The sequence below is a fragment of the Dactylosporangium salmoneum genome (assembly GCF_039532525.1).
GTDB lineage: Bacteria > Actinomycetota > Actinomycetes > Mycobacteriales > Micromonosporaceae > Dactylosporangium > Dactylosporangium salmoneum.
This window is the reverse complement of the sequence record NZ_BAAARV010000073.1, coordinates 70,998-89,774: the sequence shown is the minus strand read 5'-3', so window position 1 is coordinate 89,774 and position 18,777 is coordinate 70,998. Positions and strand designations below refer to the sequence as shown.

Genomic DNA, 18,777 nt, shown 5'->3' with positions numbered 1-18,777 from the left:
CGCCGACCCCGCGTCAGGTCTGCGGATGGGACGCCATGTAGGCGAGCCAGCCGCCGTATGCGGTGATGTCGGGGGCCTGCTCGACAGCCACGGCCTCACACAGGAAGCCGGTGACGGTCGAGCCGTCCTCGAGCTGCACCTGGCCCAGCGCCATGGGGGTGGGCAGCGCGGCCAGGAACGGGCCGACCGCGGCCTGTGGCAGCTCCCACAGCTCGCCTTCGATGGCGCCGCCACCGTCGGTGACGCGGACCAGTCCCGGTTTCGGTGGTGCGGTGGCCAGGGCGTGCAGCCGGTACTGCGGTGCGGTGCGGACCGGGCGGAGCAGGCGGCCACCCGCCCCGGTGAGCTGATGGTTGAGCGGCTGTCCGCTCAGGTGCGCGCCGACCACCATCACCGGCAGTCCTCGGCCGCCCCTGCCCGCCGGGGCCTCGCCGGTCAGCAGTGCGGCGATGTCGCCGGCGACCGCGTCGGCGAAGCCGCGCGCGACGACCTGGACGCCGAAGTTGGTGCCGCCGGCCTCGCCGGCCGGCACGGCGACGGCGCTGAGGCCGAAGAGGTTGCAGAAGTTGGTGTAGGTGCCGACGGCGGCGTTGACACCGATCGGGTCGGCGTCGACCTCGGCAATCGTCGGGTGGATCGGGGCGGTCGGCAGCAGCAGCGCGTCCGCGTCGCCCCAGGCGGTCATGGCCTCACGGCGCAGGTGCGCCAGCCGTTCGGTGTCGGCGACGAGCACGTGGGCGGGGATGTCGCGCGCGGCACCGATGATCGCCCGGACGGTCGGGTCGATCTCGTCGGGGTGCCCGTCGATGAAGTCGCCGACGGCGGCGTACCGTTCGGCGACGAACCCGCCGTTGTAGAGCAGTTTCGCCGCGGCGAGGAACGGTGCCAGCCGGATCGGGCGCAGTCGGGCGCCGCGGGTCTGCAGGGACGTCGCGGCCTGCTCGAACGCGTCGAGCCACGCCGGTGCCATGCCGGTCAGCTCGCCGCGGTCCGGCACCGCGACGATCGGGTGCGGCGGCGCGGCCAGCGGTGCGTCCGCCGGGAACACCGGATCGCTCATGATGGCCATGGCCTCCGTGCCTTCGGTGACGGTGCGGGCGAAGACGGTGACGCAGTCGAAGCTGCGGCAGGCCGGCACCACCCCGTCGGTGGGGACGAGCCCCGGTGTGGGCTTGACACCGACGATGCCCTGGAACGCGGCGGGCACCCGGCCGGAGCCGGCGGTGTCGGTGCCGACGGCCAGGTCGGCGATGCCGAGCGCGACGGCGACGGCGGAGCCGGAGCTGGACCCGCCGGCGACCCGGGCGGGGTCGCGGGCGTGCCGGACCGCGCCGTACGGGCTGCGTGTGCCGACGAGGCCGGTGGCGAACTGGTCCAGGTTTGTCTTGCCGAGGATCAGTGCGCCGGCGTCGACGAGGCGCTGCACGGCGGGGGCGCTTCGTCCGGGCCGGTAGGCGTACGCCGGGCAGGCCGCCGTGGTGGGCAGGCCCGCGACGTCGATGTTGTCCTTGACCGCGAGCAGCCGCCCGGCCAGCGGCAGGTGTTCTCCGGCGGCGAGGCGGGCTTCCACGGCAGCGGCGTCGGCGAGCACGTCACGCTCCGGGCGCAGCATGATCCACGCTTCGGGTCGTTCGCCGAGGGCGAGCCGGGCGTAGGCGGCGCGGACGCGGTCGGTCGGTGTCATGCCAGCACCACCAAAGGGCTGCCCGGTGCGACCTGGGTGCCGGGAGTGACGAGGATGTCGATGACCGTACCGTCGCGCGGTGCGGTGACGACGCTCTCCAGTTTCATCGCCTCGAGGGCCAGCAGCGGCTGCCCGGCGGCCACGCGGTCGCCGGGGCGGACGTCGACCCGCCACACGCTGGCGACGAACGGGGCCTCCACCAGTGCGCCGCCGTCCGGCACGGACACTGTTGCGGCGGCGGGCGGCGCCTGCGGTTCGGGGCGGGGGTCGAACTCGCCGGCCGCGGCCCAGGCTTCGCGTTCGGTGCCGAACGCGGCGGCCTGCTTCGCCCGGAAGGCGGCGATGGAGGCGGCGTTGTCGGCCAGGAAGGCTTCGTGATCGGCGAGGCGGAAGGTACCGTCGTCGATGCGCAGCCGGTGCCGCCCGGCGGCGACGTCGGCGCGCAGGTCGAGCAGTTCCTCGGCGCCGACCGGGTACCACTGGATGCGGTCGAAGTGGCGCAGCAGCCACGGGTCACCGGTTGCGCGCTGCCAGCGGGACCAGACCTGCACGGTACGGCCGACGAACTGGTAGCCGCCGGGGCCTTCCATGCCGTAGATGCACAGGTAGGCACCGCCGATGCCGACGGCGTTCTCCGGGGTCCAGGTCCGGGCCGGGTTGTACTTGGTCGTGACGAGCCGGTGCCGCGGGTCGAGCGGGGTCGCGACCGGTGCGCCGAGGTAGACGTCACCGAGGCCGAGGACCAGGTAGCTGGCGTCGTAGACGGTGCGGTAGACGTCGTCGACCGACGCCAGGCCGTTGACCCGGCGGATGAACTCGATGTTCCACGGGCACCACGGGGCGTCGTCGCGGACACCGTTGATGTAGCGGGCGATGGCCTCCCGGGTGGCCGGGTCGTCCCAGGACAGCGGCAGGTGCACGGTCCGGCTGGGCACGGCCAGGTCGCGGGTGGCGGGCAGGTCGGCCTTCAGCGCGCGGACCAGTCCGAGCAGCTTGCGCACCGGCAGCCGGGCCGGGTCGACGTGGACCTGCAGCGAGCGGATGCCCGGGGTGAGGTCGACGACGCCGCCCAGGCCCTCGGCACGCAGCCGGTCCATCAGGGCGTGGGCGCGCATCCGCAGGCCGAGGTCGAGGGTCATCGGGCCGTACTCGATGAGCAGGTTGTCGTCGCCGGAGCGCCGGTAGGTGACATCCTCGTCGCGGGCCAGGATGCCGTCGTCGGCCGGCTGCAGCAGCGGTGTGCAGTCGAGGTCGGAGACGGGCACGAACCGCACGGTGTCGCCGGGGGCGAGCTGGCCGAGCTTCCACCGGTCGGCGGTGATGACGGTGGCCGGGCAGACGAACCCGCCGAGGCTGGGTCCGTCCGGGCCGAGCAGGATCGGTACGTCGCCGGTGAAGTCGACGGCGCCGACCGAGTACGGGGTGTCGTGGATGTTCGACGGGTGCAGCCCCGCCTCGCCGCCGTCGGTGCGCGCCCAGCGCGGCTTCGGGCCGATCAGCCGGACGCCGGTGCGGGCGGAGTTGAAGTGCACCTGCCACTGCGCGGCGTAGAACGCGTCGATGTCCTCGCGGGTGAAGAACTCGGGGGCCGCGTGCGGCCCTTCGGTTACTCTGAGCCGCCAGTCACCGCCGATCACCGGTCGCTGCGCCACCGGTACGGCAGCGGTGGCTGCTCCGGTCGGTGCTGCCGTGCGCAGCACGTCGCCCAGGCGCAGGGTTCGGCCGCTGTGCCCGCCGAACTGCCCGAGGGCGAACGTCGCCGCACTGCCCAGGTACGCCGGGACGTCGAGCCCGCCGGTGAAGAGCACGTAGGTGCGCAGGCCGCCGCCGGTCGCCCGGCCCACGTCGAGGACCGAGCCGGCGGGCACCCGGACCGGCTCCCAGCGGGGCACCGGGACGCCGTCGACGGTGACCGGCATCGCGGCGCCGGTGACGCAGATGGTGGTGTCGGCGGTGAACCGTAGCGCCGGTCCGTCGACGGTGCACTCCAGGCCGGGCGCGCCTTCGGGGTTGCCGAGCGCCTTGTTGCCGAGCCGGAACGAAAGGTCGTCCATCGGCCCGGACGGTGGCACACCGACCTCCCACAGCCCGGTGCGGCCCGGCCAGTCCTGCACGGCCGTCAGCGTGCCGGCCCGTTCCACGACGATGCGCGGCTCCATGTCGTGCACGCCGGTGAGGGTCGCCGTCGCGTGCCGGGCGGCGAGCACGTCGCCGTGGCCGGCCGCCGCCCGCAACAGGCCGAGGTTGGTTTCGATGCCGTCGACGCGGGTGGCGAGCAGGGCGGTGCGCAGGTTGGCGAACGCCTCGTCGCGGGTCGCTCCGGTCACGATGACCTTTGCGAGCATCGGGTCGTACGCCGTGCTCACCTCGGTACCGGCCTCGACCCAGCCGTCGACCCGCACGCCGGCCGGGAACTCGACATCGGTGACGAGGCCAGCGCTGGGCCGGTGGTCCTGGGTGGGGTCCTCGGCGTAGACCCGGGCCTCGACGGCGGCGCCGGCCCCGCCCCGGCGGGGGGTGTCCAGGACGGTGTCGTCGCCCTGGGCCAGGCGCAGCATCCACTCGACCAGGTCGATGCCGAGGACCTCCTCGGTGACCGGGTGCTCGACCTGGAGGCGGGCGTTGACCTCGAGGAAGGACGCCTGTTCGCGTTCGGCGTCGTAGACGAACTCGACAGTACCCGCCGACCGGTAGCTCACCGACGCGCACAGGGCCGCCGCCGAGGTGTGCAGCCGCTCACGCACGGCGTCGGACAGTCCGGGCGCGGGCGCCTCCTCGATCACCTTCTGGTTGCGGCGTTGCAGGCTGCAGTCGCGGTCGCCGAGCGCGACGACGCGGCCGTGGCCGTCGCCGAAGACCTGGACCTCGACGTGGCGGGCCCGCCGGACGAAGCGTTCCAGGAAGACGCCGCCGCTGCCGAAACTGGCGACGGCGAGGCGCTCCACGCGGTCGTAGGCGGCGGTGAGCTCGGCTGGTGTGTGGCATGCCTGCATGCCGATGCCGCCACCGCCACCGGTCGCCTTGACCATCACCGGGTAGCCGATCCGGCCGGCGGCGGCGAGAGCCTCGTCGAGGCCGGACAGCAGACCGGTGCCCTCGATCATCGGTACGCCGGCCGCGTGGGCCAGCTCACGCGCGGTGTGCTTGGCGCCGAATGCGGTGAGCTGGGCGGGTGTCGGCCCGACGAAGGCGAGCCCGGCCGCTTCCACGGCGGTGGCGAAGGCGGCGTCCTCGGAGAGGAATCCGTAACCGGGGTGCACGGCACCGGCGCCGGTGGACAGCGCCGCGTCGAGCACGCGGTCCACCAGCAGGTAGCTCTGCCGGGCCGGGGCCGGCCCAAGCCGTACGGCCTGGTCGGCCAGGCGCACGTGCGGGGCGCCGCGGTCCGGGTCGGAGAAGACTGCGACCGTCTTGAGGCCGAGCCTGGCGGCGGTGCGGATGATGCGGCAGGCGATCTCGCCGCGGTTGGCGACCAGCAGGGTGTCGAACACGCGGCTACTCCCCCGTGATGATCATGCGGACCGGCGTCGGGTCGAAGCCGTTGCACGGGTTGTTGATCTGCGGGCAGTTCGAGATGAGGACCAGCACGTCCATCTCGGCGCGCAGCGCGACCCGCAGGCCGGGGGCGGAGATGCCGTCGACGATGCCGAGGCTGCCGTCCGGGTCGACCGGCACGTTCATGTACCAGTTGATGTTGCTGACCAGGTCCCGTTTGCCCAGGCCCCACCGGGCGCCCTCGATGAGGAAGTTCTCCACGCAGGCGTGCTGGTGCTTGGTGTGCTGCCCGTAGCGCAGGGTGTTCGACTCGCGGCTGCAGGCGCCACCGACGGTGTCGTGCCGACCCACCTCGTCGCCGACGACGGTCATCAGCGCCCGGCCTTCGCTGGAGCGCAGCACGCTGCCGGTCGTCAGGAAGATGCCGCCCTGCGCGGCGATCGTGTCCGGCGCCGAATAGCGTTCGCTGGTGTCCTCGGCGTTGTAGAGCAGACAGTCGACGGCCTGGTTGCCGTACAGATCCACGATGGTCAGGACCTGGCCGCGGCGCACGATCGCCGACCACGGCGCGCGGGCCGCGACGGTCTCGTCGAGCACGATCCGGCCGGCGACCAGCGCCGGTGACGCGGTGGCGGTCATGCGATCCCCCGGGCGGTGAGGTAGTCCGCGGTGTTGAGCAACGCGCGCTCACCTTCCGGCGTCCGCGACCACAGGGCGTCGCTCGGCGCGGTGGGCAGGCCGGGCCGGGCCTCGATGCGTACGGGTGTGCAGGTGTACGCCTCGCGCGGATCGAGCGGGTGCGGCACGTTGGCCAGCAGCACGATCAGCGGCATCTCCGCGCGCAGTTCCACAGTCGCCATGGCCCCGGCCGACCCGAGCCAGATGCACGCGCCGTCGTCGCCGACGCGGACTCCCTGGAAGAACGAGATGCATGGCGGCAGGTCCCGGCGGGTCAGGCCGTGTTTGGCGGCGGCCAGGGTGAACAGCTCCCGCCCGGCCGGTGTCGTGCCGTGCGGCGAGCCGTCGCCGTACCGGTCGGTGTTGCTGGTCAGCGTGGAGGTACCGCAGAAGGTGTCCGAGCGGTCCCGGGCGCCGGCCGTCACCGAGGCGAGGACGCGCCCCTGGTCGGACAGCAGCAGGTGGCCTTCGCCGATGTACGCCTGCCACAGGACTTTGACGGTGTCGGCGACGTTGAGGCGCTCCCACGGCTCGTCGGCGTTGAACGCCAGCACCGACACGCAGGCGTCGCCGTACAGGTCGGTCAGGCGCAGTGTGGTGCCGCGGGCCAGCCGTTTGCCGGCGTAGCCGCCGCCCGGGACGGTCTCGGCCCAGCTGAGGCCGTCACCGGCCGGGACGGTGGGCATGCACTCCACCACGGTGCCGCCCTGGGCGCGGGCGTGTTCGCGCGCGCCGGCGGTGGTGGCGGTGCTCATGCGGTCTCCCCCGCGGCGACGGGCGCGGGGACGGGCGCGGCGAAGTCCAGCCGCGGGTGCAGGGTCGCGACCCTGGCGCGATAGCGCAGGTAGGCCAGCGCTCCGGCGAGCAGGGCGGCGCCGACGAACAGCAGCGAGAAGTAGTGCAGGTACCAGTGGGTGCCGGCCGGGTCGTAGACCTCCTGCCGAGGCCAGCCCAGGTTGAGGATCATGCCGATGCCGTACAGCACGGCCGCGGCGTTGACGACGATGCCGAACCGGCCGAGGGAGAACAGTTTGCCGCCGCGTTCGGTGGCGCCGGCGCCCTCGCTGCGCGGCCAGCCTCGGCCCCGCCGGATCAGCAACGGGACCGTGACCAGGGCGTAGGCGATGTAGAGCAGGACGATGCAGACGCTGGTCAGGGCGGTGAACAGGGCGGCCTGGCCGATGTTGACCAGCAGGACCGCGGCCGCGCCGACACCGACGACGATCGCCGGCAGCGCCGGCGTACCGGTGCGCGGGTTGACCTTGCTGAGCGCGCCGGAGAACGGCAGGACACCGTCGCGCGCCATCGAGAAGATCATCCGGCTGCCGGCGGTCTGGATCGCCAGGGTGCAGACCGCGACGGCGATCGCCACGTCGACCAGCAGGACCCGGCCGCCGGTCTGGCCGAGGCGGCTCGTCAGCACGTACGGCAGGCCTTCGGTGGCCAGCCGGCCATCGGTCAGGCTCGGCGCGGCCATCAGCGCGACCAGCAGCATCAGGCCGCCGCCGATACCGGAGGCGGCCAGCGCCCGCAGGATCGTCCGCGGCGCGATGTGCCGCGGGTCGCGGGTCTCCTCGCTGAGCTCGCCGGCGCTGTCGAAACCGACCACCACGTACGCGGCCATCAACGCCGACACCAGGAACGGACCGACGTAGGACAGGCCGCTGCCCAGACCGCCGGTGTCGAAGACCACGCCCGGTCCCCGCTCGACGTTGAACAGCAACAAGATCACGACGGCCGCGACACCGATGATCTCGAGGGTCACACCGGTGCTGTTGACGATCGCCATGAGCCGCACGCCGCTGACGTTCACCAACGTGGTCAACGCGATCAGGACGGAGCCGAGGACGACGGCGTTGGTGGCACCGCTGGTGGAGGTGAGCGCGGGATCGCCGCCGACGAGCTGGAAGCCGGACCAGATCTGCGGAAGCACCACCTGCAGGGCGATCGCGGCGGCGGCGACCGTGACGATCTGCGCGACGATCATGACCCAGCCGGCGAACCAGCCGATCGTGGCGTTCGACAACCGGCGCGACCACTGGTAGATGCAGCCGGAGAGCGGGTAGCGGGCGGCGAGCTCGGCGAAGTTGAGCGCCACCATGAACTGGCCGGCGAAGACCAGCGGCCAGGTCCAGAAGAAGGCTGGGCCGCCGAACGAGAACCCGAAGGCGAAGAGCTGGAAGACCGTCGTGAGGATCGACACGAAGGAGAAGCCGGCGGCGAAGGACGCGTAACTGCCGATGCTGCGGCGCAGTTTGGGCTCATAGCCGAAACCACGCAGGTCCACGGCGTCAGCTCCGTCGCCCGCCGGCGGTGGCGCCAGGGTGGGGGTAGTGGACAAGACCGCCTCCTCGATGCAGGCGGCGGCGGGTGCTGGCCGACCCGCCGCCCGAATACCTGTCGGGTGACAGATTTACCGGCGTGAGATCGACGGTCGTTTCCCCGCCGTAAACCTTCGATTGCCGGATGTGTCGGCGCGGTTACGTCGCAGCCGGATCGACCGGAACATCGACCGCGTGCGACGATGCTGGCGTGAGCTCCGCACCTTCAGTCGGTCGTCCCCGCTCCGGAGCTCGGCGCCTGCCTGTCGGTACGGCGCGGGAAGAGATCCTCGACGCCGCGGCCGAGCTGTTCGCCGAACGGGGGTACGCCGCCACGTCGACCCGCATGATCGCCGAGATGGTCGGGGTGCGGCAGGCGTCGCTCTACTACCACTTCAGCACCAAGGAGCAGATCCTCGCCGAACTGCTCGAGTCGACCGTCGGCCCGTCCCTGGCCTACGCCGAGCGACTGGCCCAGGAGGCACTGAGCCCCGCCGATGCCCTCCATGCGCTCGTCCGGTACGACGTCGGGGTCCTGCTCGGCGCACCCTGGAATGTCGGCATCCTCTACGCCCTGCCCGAGATCGCGACCGAACCGTTCACCCGCTTCCGCACCGACCGCGAGCAGCTCAGGGCCGCCTACCGCCGCCTGGTCGCGGCCGTCGCCGGCGCCTCTTCGCCGGACGCCGACGTGACCGGCGACCTGGTCTTCGGCATGGTGGAGAGCGTCATCGGCATGCGCCGCGACCTGCCGGCACTGCCACCGCCGGGCCGGCTCCAACAGACGGTGGCCGCCGCGGCATTACGTCTCGCCATCGGCCCGTGAGCCGGCCGGATTGACGCAACGGGCATGAACCTTCGTCACTCGCGGACCCTGCTCCGGCTTCGGCGTCACACCAGGACCTCCCCGCCGTAGCGGTAGCCCGTTGGCAGCCGCAGCGGCCGGCCTCGTACTGCCGGTCGGGCTCGCCGAGGCGTCCCGGGTGCTGCGCCCCGGCGGGACCCTCCTGCGGGCCTGGCACTCCGCCACCTCGGGCAGCCCGATACGCCGCCCACTGACCAGGAGCGAGCGGTGGTGGAGCGGGCTGGTCGACGCGGTCCGGGACGAGTTCGGCGACGCCCGGCGCCACGAGTTGCGCTACCTCACCGTCTGCACGGCTATGGCCTCACCTGCCGACGAGCCGGCCTGCGGCACCGCCACGCCGCGGGTTTCGTGTGGCGCTCGGTGCATCGCTGCCGCCGACCCGGGTGGCTCGGAAGCCGCGGAGGTGCAGGCTGTTGCTGACGACGACCGACGAGAACGCCATGGCTGCGCCGGCGAGCATCGGGCTAAGCAGCCGGCGGGCCACGAGCGGCAGGAGCGCGCTGACGACAACGCCGACGGGCAGGTCGGCGATATCGGCCAGCGTCACGCTCCCGGTTGATCCGGAAATACGGGCGCGGCCCGCGGTTCACGACACGTGCCATGTGCTGTTGTTCCGCAATCAGTGCTGTTGTCTCAGCCAGGGGGCATACCGGCTAACGAATCCAGTTCGCGGTGGCCGCCTGCAGGTTGACATAGAAGTCCAAACGGCCGGGCAGCTCCATGGTGGCTACTGGGGTCAAGGAGTCGTGGGTTCACATCCCGCTGTCCCGACGCGGCCAGAGGGCTGATCCACTTCAAGGTGTCCAGCGCAAGAGAACCGGATCACCGCCGCTGAACACCAGCCCAGCGGTCGAGAACCGGCCCAGGTCGGCGTGGTACGGGTGTGCGCCGACCTGGATGAGACCCGGCCGGGCCGGTGATGCCGTTCTGTCCGCGATCACGCTAAGGGTGCCAGACGGTCGTGGGCGATACCGTCGCCTGTCCACGCCGTGCCAGCCGCTCCTCGAATGCCCGCTGCCCTTGCCGGGTTCCGTGGACCAGCATCACGCTACCGGGTTCGATGTCCCGGATCACCTCGACTAGTTCGTCCTCGGACGCGTGCGCGCCGAGCTGGCAGTCGATGATGCGGGCCCTGACCTCCACAAGGCTGTTGCCGCCGGAGGCTGCCGGCAGGTCGATCTTCCCACCGCCGGTCGAGGCCAGGTCGCGCAGCTGCGAAGCGACCGAGTCCCGTGCTTGGAAGCCCACCAGCACCAGCGCCGACGTCGGGTCCGGTAGAAGGGCCCGGGCCCAGCTGACGGCCGGCCCGCCGGCCAGCATCCCCGACGTCGCGATGACCACGCCGCTTTTCAGCCCCTCGACGTACCGTGCGGTCATGCCGCGCGGGACTCGGCTCACCGATGTGCCGAAGATACGCAGCGGCGATCCGGACGGGCCTGGGTGTTGCTCGTACACCTCGGTGACGTCCCGCGCCAGGCCGTCGACCAGCACGTCTATTCCGGGCAGTTCGCTCGCGCAAAGCAAGGCGATCTCCTGCGCTCGGCCGAAGGCGAACGCCGGGATAAGCACCCGGCCGCCGCCGGCGACGATACCGGTCACCGTCTCGACGAACTCGGCGACATTGACCGATCGCGGTCTTTTCCGCCCCTGCCCGGCATAGGTGGATTCCAGGAGCAGGAGATCGGCGCGGCGCGCGCTGGCCGGCACCTCGATGCCGCCGACGGAGTACTGCGCGGTCTTCGACACATCGCCCGACACCACCACGCGGCGCGCGCCCGCGTGAACCACGACGCCTGACGCGCCGAGGATGTGCCCGGCGGGGAACAGCTCGATCGCCAGGTCGCCTACGTCTCGCCGGATGCCGTGGCCAAGGGGGGCGAGCGCCTCCAGCGCGGCCGTGACGTCCTCGGCCTCGTAGAGCTTGCTGGGATGCTCGTCCGTGGGAACTGCTTCCCGGGCCTGCGTGCGCAGCGCGTCCGGCCACAGCACGGCCAGGAGATCGATCGTCGCGGGGGTCGCGTAGACCGGTATTCGCGGCTGTTTGCGGAGTACGATCGGCACCCAGCCGGCGTGGTCGTTGTGCGCGTGCGTGATCACGATGGCGTCGATACCACGGCGAAGGGCCTCGCCAATACGAGGCGGGGCGTGCTCTGCGACGGCTCGTGCGCCGGGCCGAATGCCCGCGTCGATCAGCAGGCGGGTACTGCCCGCGGTGACCAGGACGCAGGAGCCGCCGATCTCGGTTCCGCCGCCGAGGACCTCAACCTGCAAGGTCCGTTCGACCCCGACGATCGGCTCGACCGGAGCCGGCCGGGCCAGCGCGGCGAGAAGGCCCGGTAGCCAAGCGGCCGCTTCGGGTACGCCAGCCTGCCGGGCGGCAGCCGCCAGGGCTGCGGACGGCAGGGACCCGGACTGCGGCAGTGGTTCACCGGCCTGCACGTCCCGCGCATCGACCAGCGGTGCCGTCAACAGGCGCAGGAGCCGTTCGGCGACGAGGCGCGGACGCTCCGCTTCGGCGCGCATGCGCTCCAGCTGTACGCGACCTGCAGTGAGCTGGCCGTGCAGCCGGGTGACCTCGTCGCCGAGTTCGGACAGCCTGGACTGGGCCTCGGACAATTCAAACTCGACGGTCGAGGTTCTGACCCTGGCCCGATCTCGCTCCCGGCGGACCTCGTCGAGCTTTCGTTGCTCCCGCTCCCTGCGGATCCGCTCCTTGTCGTGCCGTCGCGCATCCACGTCGCGGGCGTCGAAACGCTCACGTAGCCATTCGATGCCAGCCGCGGCCAGATCGGGCTCGTCGGCGAGGAGCAGGCGCGCCATCGGCGACTCCGCGAGCAAGGACGCCTGGTCACGGTCATACATGAGCGTGCGCACGGCCGATCGGAGGTGCTGCCCCCGCGCCAGCAATCCGAGGATCGCTTCGACACCTTCACGGCCGGCCAGGATGGACTCGTTCGAGCCAAGGCCGGGGCGGTAACGGCGCACGAGTTCCACCACGGTAGTGAGCACCGTCGTGATGCCTGGGTCGGTCGGCAGGCCGCCCAGATCACTCATGGCTCGCTGCCGTACGACGGATCGCGTCCAAGTGCACCGGCTCGAGTTGGATCACGTTCTTGTCGATGTCGAACAGTCCCAGCACGCAGAGGACGTCGAACAGTTCCTGCGGGCCAGCGAAGCCGGCGATCGTCGACTCCAACTGCTCCCCGAGCATCTCGACAAGGACGGACTGGTCTTGGACGCCGACGGGCACGATCTCACGCGCGGCGTCGAGCGCGGCGAGCAACGCCCGCACAACCGGGTCGTTCGGGTCGTCGAGACCCAGGTCGGCGAGCAGGGCCGCCGCACCGCGCCCGGCCCACCAGCCGTCAAACCAGGCCAGCAGTTGCTCCGCGTTAAGGTTGCCGTCGACGCGGGCCTTGTGGGTCACGCGCTCAAGTAGCAACGGCCACCCGCCCACCTTGGCGTCCAGCGTTCGCTGGTCTGCGGCGTCATGAAACGCCAGGTTCTCCTCTTCGCACCACAGACGCAGTCCGTCCCGGCCTAGCCGGCTCAAGGCGACGCGCTGGTCGATACGGATCCAGGCCGGCGCGGAGGTGAGCCCTGCCATGATCACGACCCGCCAGGCGCGATCGACCTCCCGGTACAGGTTGTACAGATCATCCGCCGACATTCTGGTTGCATCGACAAGCGTCAAGGAGCGCGGGTGCAGGCCGACACTGTGGCGGATCTGTTCGATACTGGGCTTGGGGAGCCGACGCACCTCGTCGACGGACAACTGGCCGCGCATCGCTTCCAGGGCGCGCGGCACGAAATGGATGCCGTGCGCCCGGGTGCCCACGACGAGCAGCGGGCCGCTGGCCTTGGCGATCCGATCGACCTGCAGCTCCGTCAGCGGCGACCGCCACGTGCAGCCGTCGCCGAGGTCGCGGCGGAAGTGCAGCCGTCGCGACACGCTGGGAACCTCCAGCTGCTCAGGTGCCGAGAAGAGCCGCTGCAGGACGCTTTCGTGGTCACCGAGCAGGCGCAGCACCGTGGGGGTACGGATCCGGTAGCGACTTTCGTCGCGGGCTAGGACCCCGAGATCCACGCACTCGTCGACCAGGCTCGCGACCAGGTCACTCGGGCTGTCGAGGAAACCCGCCGGCCAGTACATCCGGCAGCGCTGCGCGATCTCCTCCACGGGCAGGCCGGAGGAGCCGGCCTCCTCCTCGTGGGCGGCCAACGCGAGGACCAGCGCGATGACCCGGTATCGGTGGTCGAGATCGAGCGTGAGGTTGTACTTCTGGACGAGTTGCCCATGCAGGCCGGCGTTGTTGATCACCGCGGTGACGTCCTCGTCGGTGATGACGCCCGGCGGCTCGTCGTCGGTTACGGGCCGGCTGAACGCCTGCGTCACCAGTGCCTGGCCGAGGATCTGCAGCAGCGCCGGAATGTTGTTGGTGTACGCCATGATGCGCGCTGGCGCGGTCTGTGGGTTGTCGAACCGCAGGCCGAGCGTCGCGAGCGGCTGGATGATCATGTCGTAGGCCTGTTGAGGCCCCAGCGGTCCGATCAGGATGGGTTGCCCGAAGTGCGACAGCGGCTGGTTGGGCACTGCGCTGAACCGCGCCGTACGATGCAGGCCGGCAAGCACGATCTTGACGCGCCCCGCGCTGCCTGGGTCCTGCATGATCCGGCGGAACCAGTCGATCTCGACGAAGTACTGCTTGGAGTCGGCCTCCAGGAACGCATCGGCCTCGTCGAGTAGCACGAGCAGCGTGCGGCTCGGGTCGTCACGCAGCCAGTTCCGGACACCGTCGTAGACACCACGCGCGAGGTCCTCCTGGGGCAACGCGTCGGGCAGGACGTCATATTCGGCGAGCTTGTGCCACAGTTCCGGCCACAGCTTCCCCGCCTGGCCGTCGCTGCCGATCGAGAAGATGCTCAGGTACGCGGCCACGCTGCTGCGGTTCCGCCGGACGAACTCCCGCTGCGCCGCCCGAAGCAGCGCTGACTTGCCCAGCTGCCGGCCTCCGTACACGATCGAAGACCCGTCCATGGCCTGGACCTCGCGGAGTTCACGACTCCGGCCGAAGAACATCTCCTCGGCGGCATCGCCGGCCTTGTCCTGATACGGATTTGCTGCGGTGAAGGGCAGGACGATGTCCACGAACGGACCACGCAGCGCCTCTGGCTGCATCACCAGGTAGGCCAGCACTGCGGCGTCGATCAGCAACACTGACGGCCGGGGGCGCCCGCGTGTGGCCTCCATGAGCACCCGCCGCTCGGCCGGCCGCATCGGCGCTCCCAGCCACACGACGAGCACCGTGTGGTCCTCACTCTGATCGCGCAGCGACTCGATGAGCCGCGTGGCCGACTGCGCGGAGTGCAGGACCAGGACCCGCAGCGTCGCGCCGTCAGGACTCATCCGCGAGCCGAGCACCGGATTCGCCGCTCGCCCGGCGATCCGTACGTCGGTGAGCGTCCACCACCGGCGCTCCTTCGTCTCATTGGAGTCGGGAATGGCGCTCTTGAAGTCGATTCCGGCCTGGCTCAGCACCTCAGCGAGCGCACGCTGCGTGTCGAGGCCGTGCGCGCGCAGTCTCCGCGCCGAAAGTCCCAACCAGGACTCCAACGACCGTGCTCCAGCACGTCGGCGGCGGTCGTCGAGCGTCTTGACGGACATCTCGGTCGCCTGATGGAACGCCTCCAGGCCAGCATCGATCGCGTCCTGCTGAAGCCCGCCGAGCAAGGACTCCAGCAGCGCTGGGTAGGTCACGAAAAGGTCGGGTACCGCCGGGAAGAACCGGCTCAAATGGCCTGCGGACCGGTCCGGAGCGGGGAGGTCGCGCCCGGCCCGTAACTGCTCCAGATACTCTTCGGCACCGGCGATCTCGCCCTGACGCGCCATCGCCTTCAGACGCTCCTGATGCGCGGCCACCTTGACCTTGTCGAACGCCTCGCGATCGATGGCGGCAAGCATCCGCTCGATGACTCGGACCCTGGTGTCCAACAGCTCATTGGTGAGCAGGGCGACCTCGTCCTCGATTCGGCGGTAATCCCGGCGACCATGGGTTTCCAGTCGTTCCACCTCTACCGCGTAGACCGACCATTGGTGCTCGTCCAGCACACCCGCCATGCGCTCCTGCTCGACCAGGCGTTTGAGCGCCTCGACCGCAGGGCGGATCTGCGCGCCCCGCTCCGCCTCGTCGGCCGCCCAGCGCACCGCCAGGGCCTCGGCCAGATCCGGATCGACTACCCGTGCTTCGTCGATGAGCCGCTGTGCGATGTCGTGGTCGCCAAGGCGCGTCCGATGCGTGTACAACTCGTCAAGGTCAAGCGCAGGCCGCGACGCGACGTGAAGCAGTTGATCGAGATGCGCGGACCCAAGCTGCTGATCGGGGCGCAGCCTGTCCTGGTCGAGAAACAGATCGGTCGCAACGAGCTCACGGTTGACAACGTAGTCCGCAGACAGCTCCGAACCAGCCGGATCGGTCGCCGCCTGCGCGTTGAACTGATCGTAGACGCGCTGTACGAGCTCACCGATTGCGCCGGCAGCGGCCGCCGCCTCCAGCCTGCCCCGGGCACCCTCCTCGGCTTGAAGCCGCTGGATGTCCTGCCGCACATCCTCCCGGCAGCGCAGGATTTCACGCCGGATGCGGTTTACCCTTTCAGCGGATGGATCGGAGTGCTGATCCTGCCACTGCCCGATCCGTTCCATCGTCCCAACCCACTCGGACGCGACGTTCAGCGCATCGCGGTACTGGGTCCTGAGCTTCTGTCGCGCGCCGGCCTCGATCTTCGCCTGCCTCCGGCCCCGTTGCCTGGAGTATTGATCGTCGATCTGGCGGTCTTCTTGGCCTTGCGCTTCCAAGATCTTCTCGCGTACCTCGGTCAGCAGTACGGCATCGTTGCGCATCACGAGCCGCAGCAGCGATCCCAGCAGTCCACGCTCGCTCATCCACGCCTGGTAGACGGCACTCGCCGGCGCATACTTGATACTGCGCGACCGCGCCGTGTCCGTTAGATAAGCAGCGCGCGTCGCGTGCCGCGCGGCCTCCTGCTCCAGATCGAGAGTGGTGGCCATCGTCGTGCCAGTCTCCTGAGCTACGACGATGCCGCTGCGGGTCGCGTCCGACAGAGCCCTTCCCAACACGGTTAGACCTGCGAAGTCTTCGATGGCCAACTGCAGGTCGTCGAGCACTGGGACCAGCTGTGGCATGTGCGTCGATGCTGCCACGCTCACCGTCGCCCCCCAGCCCAGGAGCTGCCCAGCCCGATCATCGGCCAGGTTGGCTCGAGTGAGCCGCTCCGCGCTGGCCGCGAACGCTGCGGCGACAGACCCTGCCGACGCTCGCATGTTCGCCGCAAGCGCGGCGGCCCGGCGCGCGGCGACGACGGCCGGCGGCCGGCCGATGGCTTCCGCGATGCAGGCGGCCAGCCCGAACCGGTGACGCTCGATCAGCTCGGTCCGCACCTCGGCGAATTCTGACGCGTCGGCCGGCTCCGCATCGCCGTGAACATCGTCTGTGTCCGGGGACCGCAGCTCGGCCGACTCGGGTGCGAGGTCCGGCTTGTACTGCGGGAAGTTCGCGGCCGGTGGCGCCACTGCCTCGGGCTGTCCCCCGTGCCCAATGGCGTCCGCCGGCGCGGTGCCCAGGTGCTCGTCCTCGGCCGCGGCAGCGCCCTGCTCCGCCGGCGGCCTAGCCGGCTCGTGTTCCGCGTGTCCGGTGTCAGCCGCCTCATCCCGCTCGGGTGCGGCGAACAGCCGGTCGAAATCCTCGTCGAGTAGCTCGTCCAACTCTGCGTCCAGAGCGTCAATGGCGTCCGGGGCGTCACCGGACTCCGAAGGGACGCCGGCGGACTCGGCTGCCGCCGGCGGCTCCACCGGCGACGCCGGAACTGGCGTTCCCGCCCCGCCATCCTCCGTGCCGTCCATGTCCGGATCGGCGTCAATGGCCACCGGAGCTGACGCAGACAGCCCCGATGCCGCCGCCGCGAATGCGGCCGGGGGGAGCGACAACAGACCGGGCCGCATGACCTCCTTGATGACTAAGGTCGACAGCGGCTTCGGCAAGGTCTCGTCGAGACCTAGCCGCCCGGCGTGATCACGCGCCTCATCGGGCGACGTGACGGCCAGTACCACGAAATCGTAGAACGCCCTCAGGTGCTGCAGTTCGGCCTCGTCAGGAGTCGTGGTCCGAACCCGCTCAATCACCGCCCGGAGCTCGTCGAGCGGCTCCGCCAGGTTCGGCGGGGTGGACAGCTCGCTCAGGTGACGCAGCCAGTCCGAGCGGCGCATCCGCTCGATGGCCGCCACAGCTGCGCGGACGGCGTTCAGGTCCGGGGCGACAAGCTCGCCCGCATGATCGGCGAGCTGTTGCGCAATTTGCTGCACGGCACCGTCGAGCGAACTGAGGGCGGCGATGTCACTCTCGGCCGGGAGCCGACCCGATGCCAAGGCAGCGACGATACGTTCGGCGGCCTGCCGACCGAGGTTCCAGCACTGCTCCAGCCGCTCGAGCGCCACACCGGGCTCGAACGGCTCCGCCGTCGCCTCGCTCTGCCTTTCGTGTGTGCCGCCGCGCTCAAGGTCGGCGACGTCAACGACGTACTGCGCGGGCAACGCCGGGTACTGCGCGCGTAGTGTCTCGTAGACGCCGGACAGCTCGGGTCGCTTCCGGGCGAGAAATCCGAGCGCCGCCGCTGCCGCCGAGCTTCGGTGCGCGATGGCGACGGCGAAGCCGACCGGGCGCAGGCTTTCAGGCACCGTCCGAATTCCACGGAAGTAGGGTTCATCGAACTGGTAAGCGACCCGGGAGGTGTCGGACTCGACGAGCGTCCTCCAGTCGTCCGCGCTCAGCGTGAGCCGCCGGAACACCTCAACGACCGGGAACAACAATGCCCGCAACGCGTGCGAGGACGCGGTGGCCTTGTCGTGGCGGAGCCGAACCAGCAGTTGCCCGGCCATACCGGCGTTGACCCGGCCCGACAGGTTCAGGTTGATAACATGCAGCGCCACCCGGGCCACCTCTGGACCGACGCGCCGCAGCAGCGTCAGCATGTCCTCGTTGGACACCTCTTCAAGCAGCCGCTGCGCGACACTATGTGGATCGACAAGCGCCAGGACATCGCTACCGGTCGGCCAGCCCACGGGTGTGGGCGCCTGCACCTCGTCGTCGAACCTGACCTGCAGTCCGCTGCGCCGGCCGCCCACAAGCCACACCTCCAGAAGTCGCTGAAGATCTGTTTTACTGCACTACTCACGGCCAGGGGAGCGTCAAACGGACGAACGCGGCCGGACTACCGTGTGGCTGCCCGCACCGGACGGTCCTCCAGTTCCGGATGTGTCCGCTGGGCCTCGGCGACGCCGCGCGCATCACCCGCCACATGGGATCGACCGCGTCGCGTCGGTTGAGCTGTAGTCCGACGCTCGGTGCACCGACCCCTTTACCCGAGCGGTTTATGCTTGTGGCGACCTGGGAGGACGTGCCTGAGCACGTCGCTGCTGCCTCCGACTGCTGGGGGTCAAGGGTCGTGGGTTCAAAATCCCGCTGTCTCGACGCAGGTCAGAGGGCTGATCCACTTCTCGGGTCGGCCCTTCTGTCGTGCTGAGGACCAACTCAGTCAAGTCTGACGGTCCGGGGCGCATCGTGACCGCTGATCAAGTTCGAGCGGGCAAGGTTGTTGCCTGCCGAAACCTTCGCTTCCCGTATCAAGGCGGCTCTGACGGGCCGCTTCGCCCGGCCTCGGGG

The 18,777-nt window shown here is 70.6% G+C and carries 9 protein-coding genes; 1 reads left to right on the top strand and 8 read right to left on the bottom strand.

Annotated elements, in window-relative coordinates; genetic code table 11:
- Positions 1 to 13 precede the first annotated feature (13 nt).
- From atzF to ABD352_RS37555, 5 genes are read right to left on the bottom strand one after another with little or no spacing between them, the layout of a single operon-like run.
- Complete coding sequence (atzF, locus tag ABD352_RS37575; protein WP_344617323.1) at positions 14 to 1,684, bottom strand: allophanate hydrolase; 1,671 nt, start codon at positions 1,682 to 1,684, stop codon at positions 14 to 16.
- Positions 1,681 to 5,175, bottom strand: a complete 3,495-nt coding sequence (locus tag ABD352_RS37570; RefSeq protein ID WP_344617322.1) for a 5-oxoprolinase/urea amidolyase family protein — start codon at positions 5,173 to 5,175, stop codon at positions 1,681 to 1,683. Before ABD352_RS37570 ends, atzF begins: the two co-directional genes overlap by 4 nt.
- 4 nt (positions 5,176 to 5,179) lie before the next feature.
- Positions 5,180 to 5,818: an urea amidolyase associated protein UAAP2 gene (locus tag ABD352_RS37565; protein ID WP_344617321.1), complete on the bottom strand. Its 639-nt coding sequence runs from the start codon at positions 5,816 to 5,818 to the stop codon at positions 5,180 to 5,182.
- Positions 5,815 to 6,612, bottom strand: a complete 798-nt coding sequence (locus tag ABD352_RS37560; protein ID WP_344617320.1) for an urea amidolyase associated protein UAAP1 — start codon at positions 6,610 to 6,612, stop codon at positions 5,815 to 5,817. Before ABD352_RS37560 ends, ABD352_RS37565 begins: the two co-directional genes overlap by 4 nt.
- On the bottom strand, positions 6,609 to 8,198 hold the full coding sequence (locus ABD352_RS37555) for an amino acid permease (protein WP_344617319.1): 1,590 nt from the start codon (positions 8,196 to 8,198) through the stop codon (positions 6,609 to 6,611). The genes ABD352_RS37560 and ABD352_RS37555 overlap by 4 nt, the downstream gene beginning before the upstream one ends.
- Positions 8,199 to 8,389: 191 nt before the next feature.
- On the opposite strand from ABD352_RS37555, the gene ABD352_RS37550 reads away from it, so the two are divergent.
- Positions 8,390 to 9,004 (top strand): TetR/AcrR family transcriptional regulator, encoded by a 615-nt coding sequence (locus ABD352_RS37550; RefSeq protein ID WP_344617318.1) that lies wholly within the window; start codon positions 8,390 to 8,392, stop codon positions 9,002 to 9,004.
- 340 nt (positions 9,005 to 9,344) lie between these two features.
- On the opposite strand, the gene ABD352_RS37545 is transcribed toward ABD352_RS37550, so the two are convergent.
- The 3 genes from ABD352_RS37545 to ABD352_RS37535 form a co-directional block, all read right to left on the bottom strand.
- The gene (locus ABD352_RS37545) at positions 9,345 to 9,590 is read right to left on the bottom strand and encodes a hypothetical protein (protein ID WP_344617317.1); all 246 of its coding nucleotides are present in this window, start codon (positions 9,588 to 9,590) and stop codon (positions 9,345 to 9,347) included.
- Between the two features lie 395 nt (positions 9,591 to 9,985).
- Entirely contained in the window at positions 9,986 to 12,097 is a 2,112-nt protein-coding gene (locus tag ABD352_RS37540; protein WP_344617316.1) for an MBL fold metallo-hydrolase, read from the bottom strand.
- Positions 12,090 to 18,239, bottom strand: a complete 6,150-nt coding sequence (locus ABD352_RS37535; protein WP_344617315.1) for a hypothetical protein — start codon at positions 18,237 to 18,239, stop codon at positions 12,090 to 12,092. The genes ABD352_RS37540 and ABD352_RS37535 overlap by 8 nt, the downstream gene beginning before the upstream one ends.
- Positions 18,240 to 18,777: the final 538 nt, after the last annotated feature.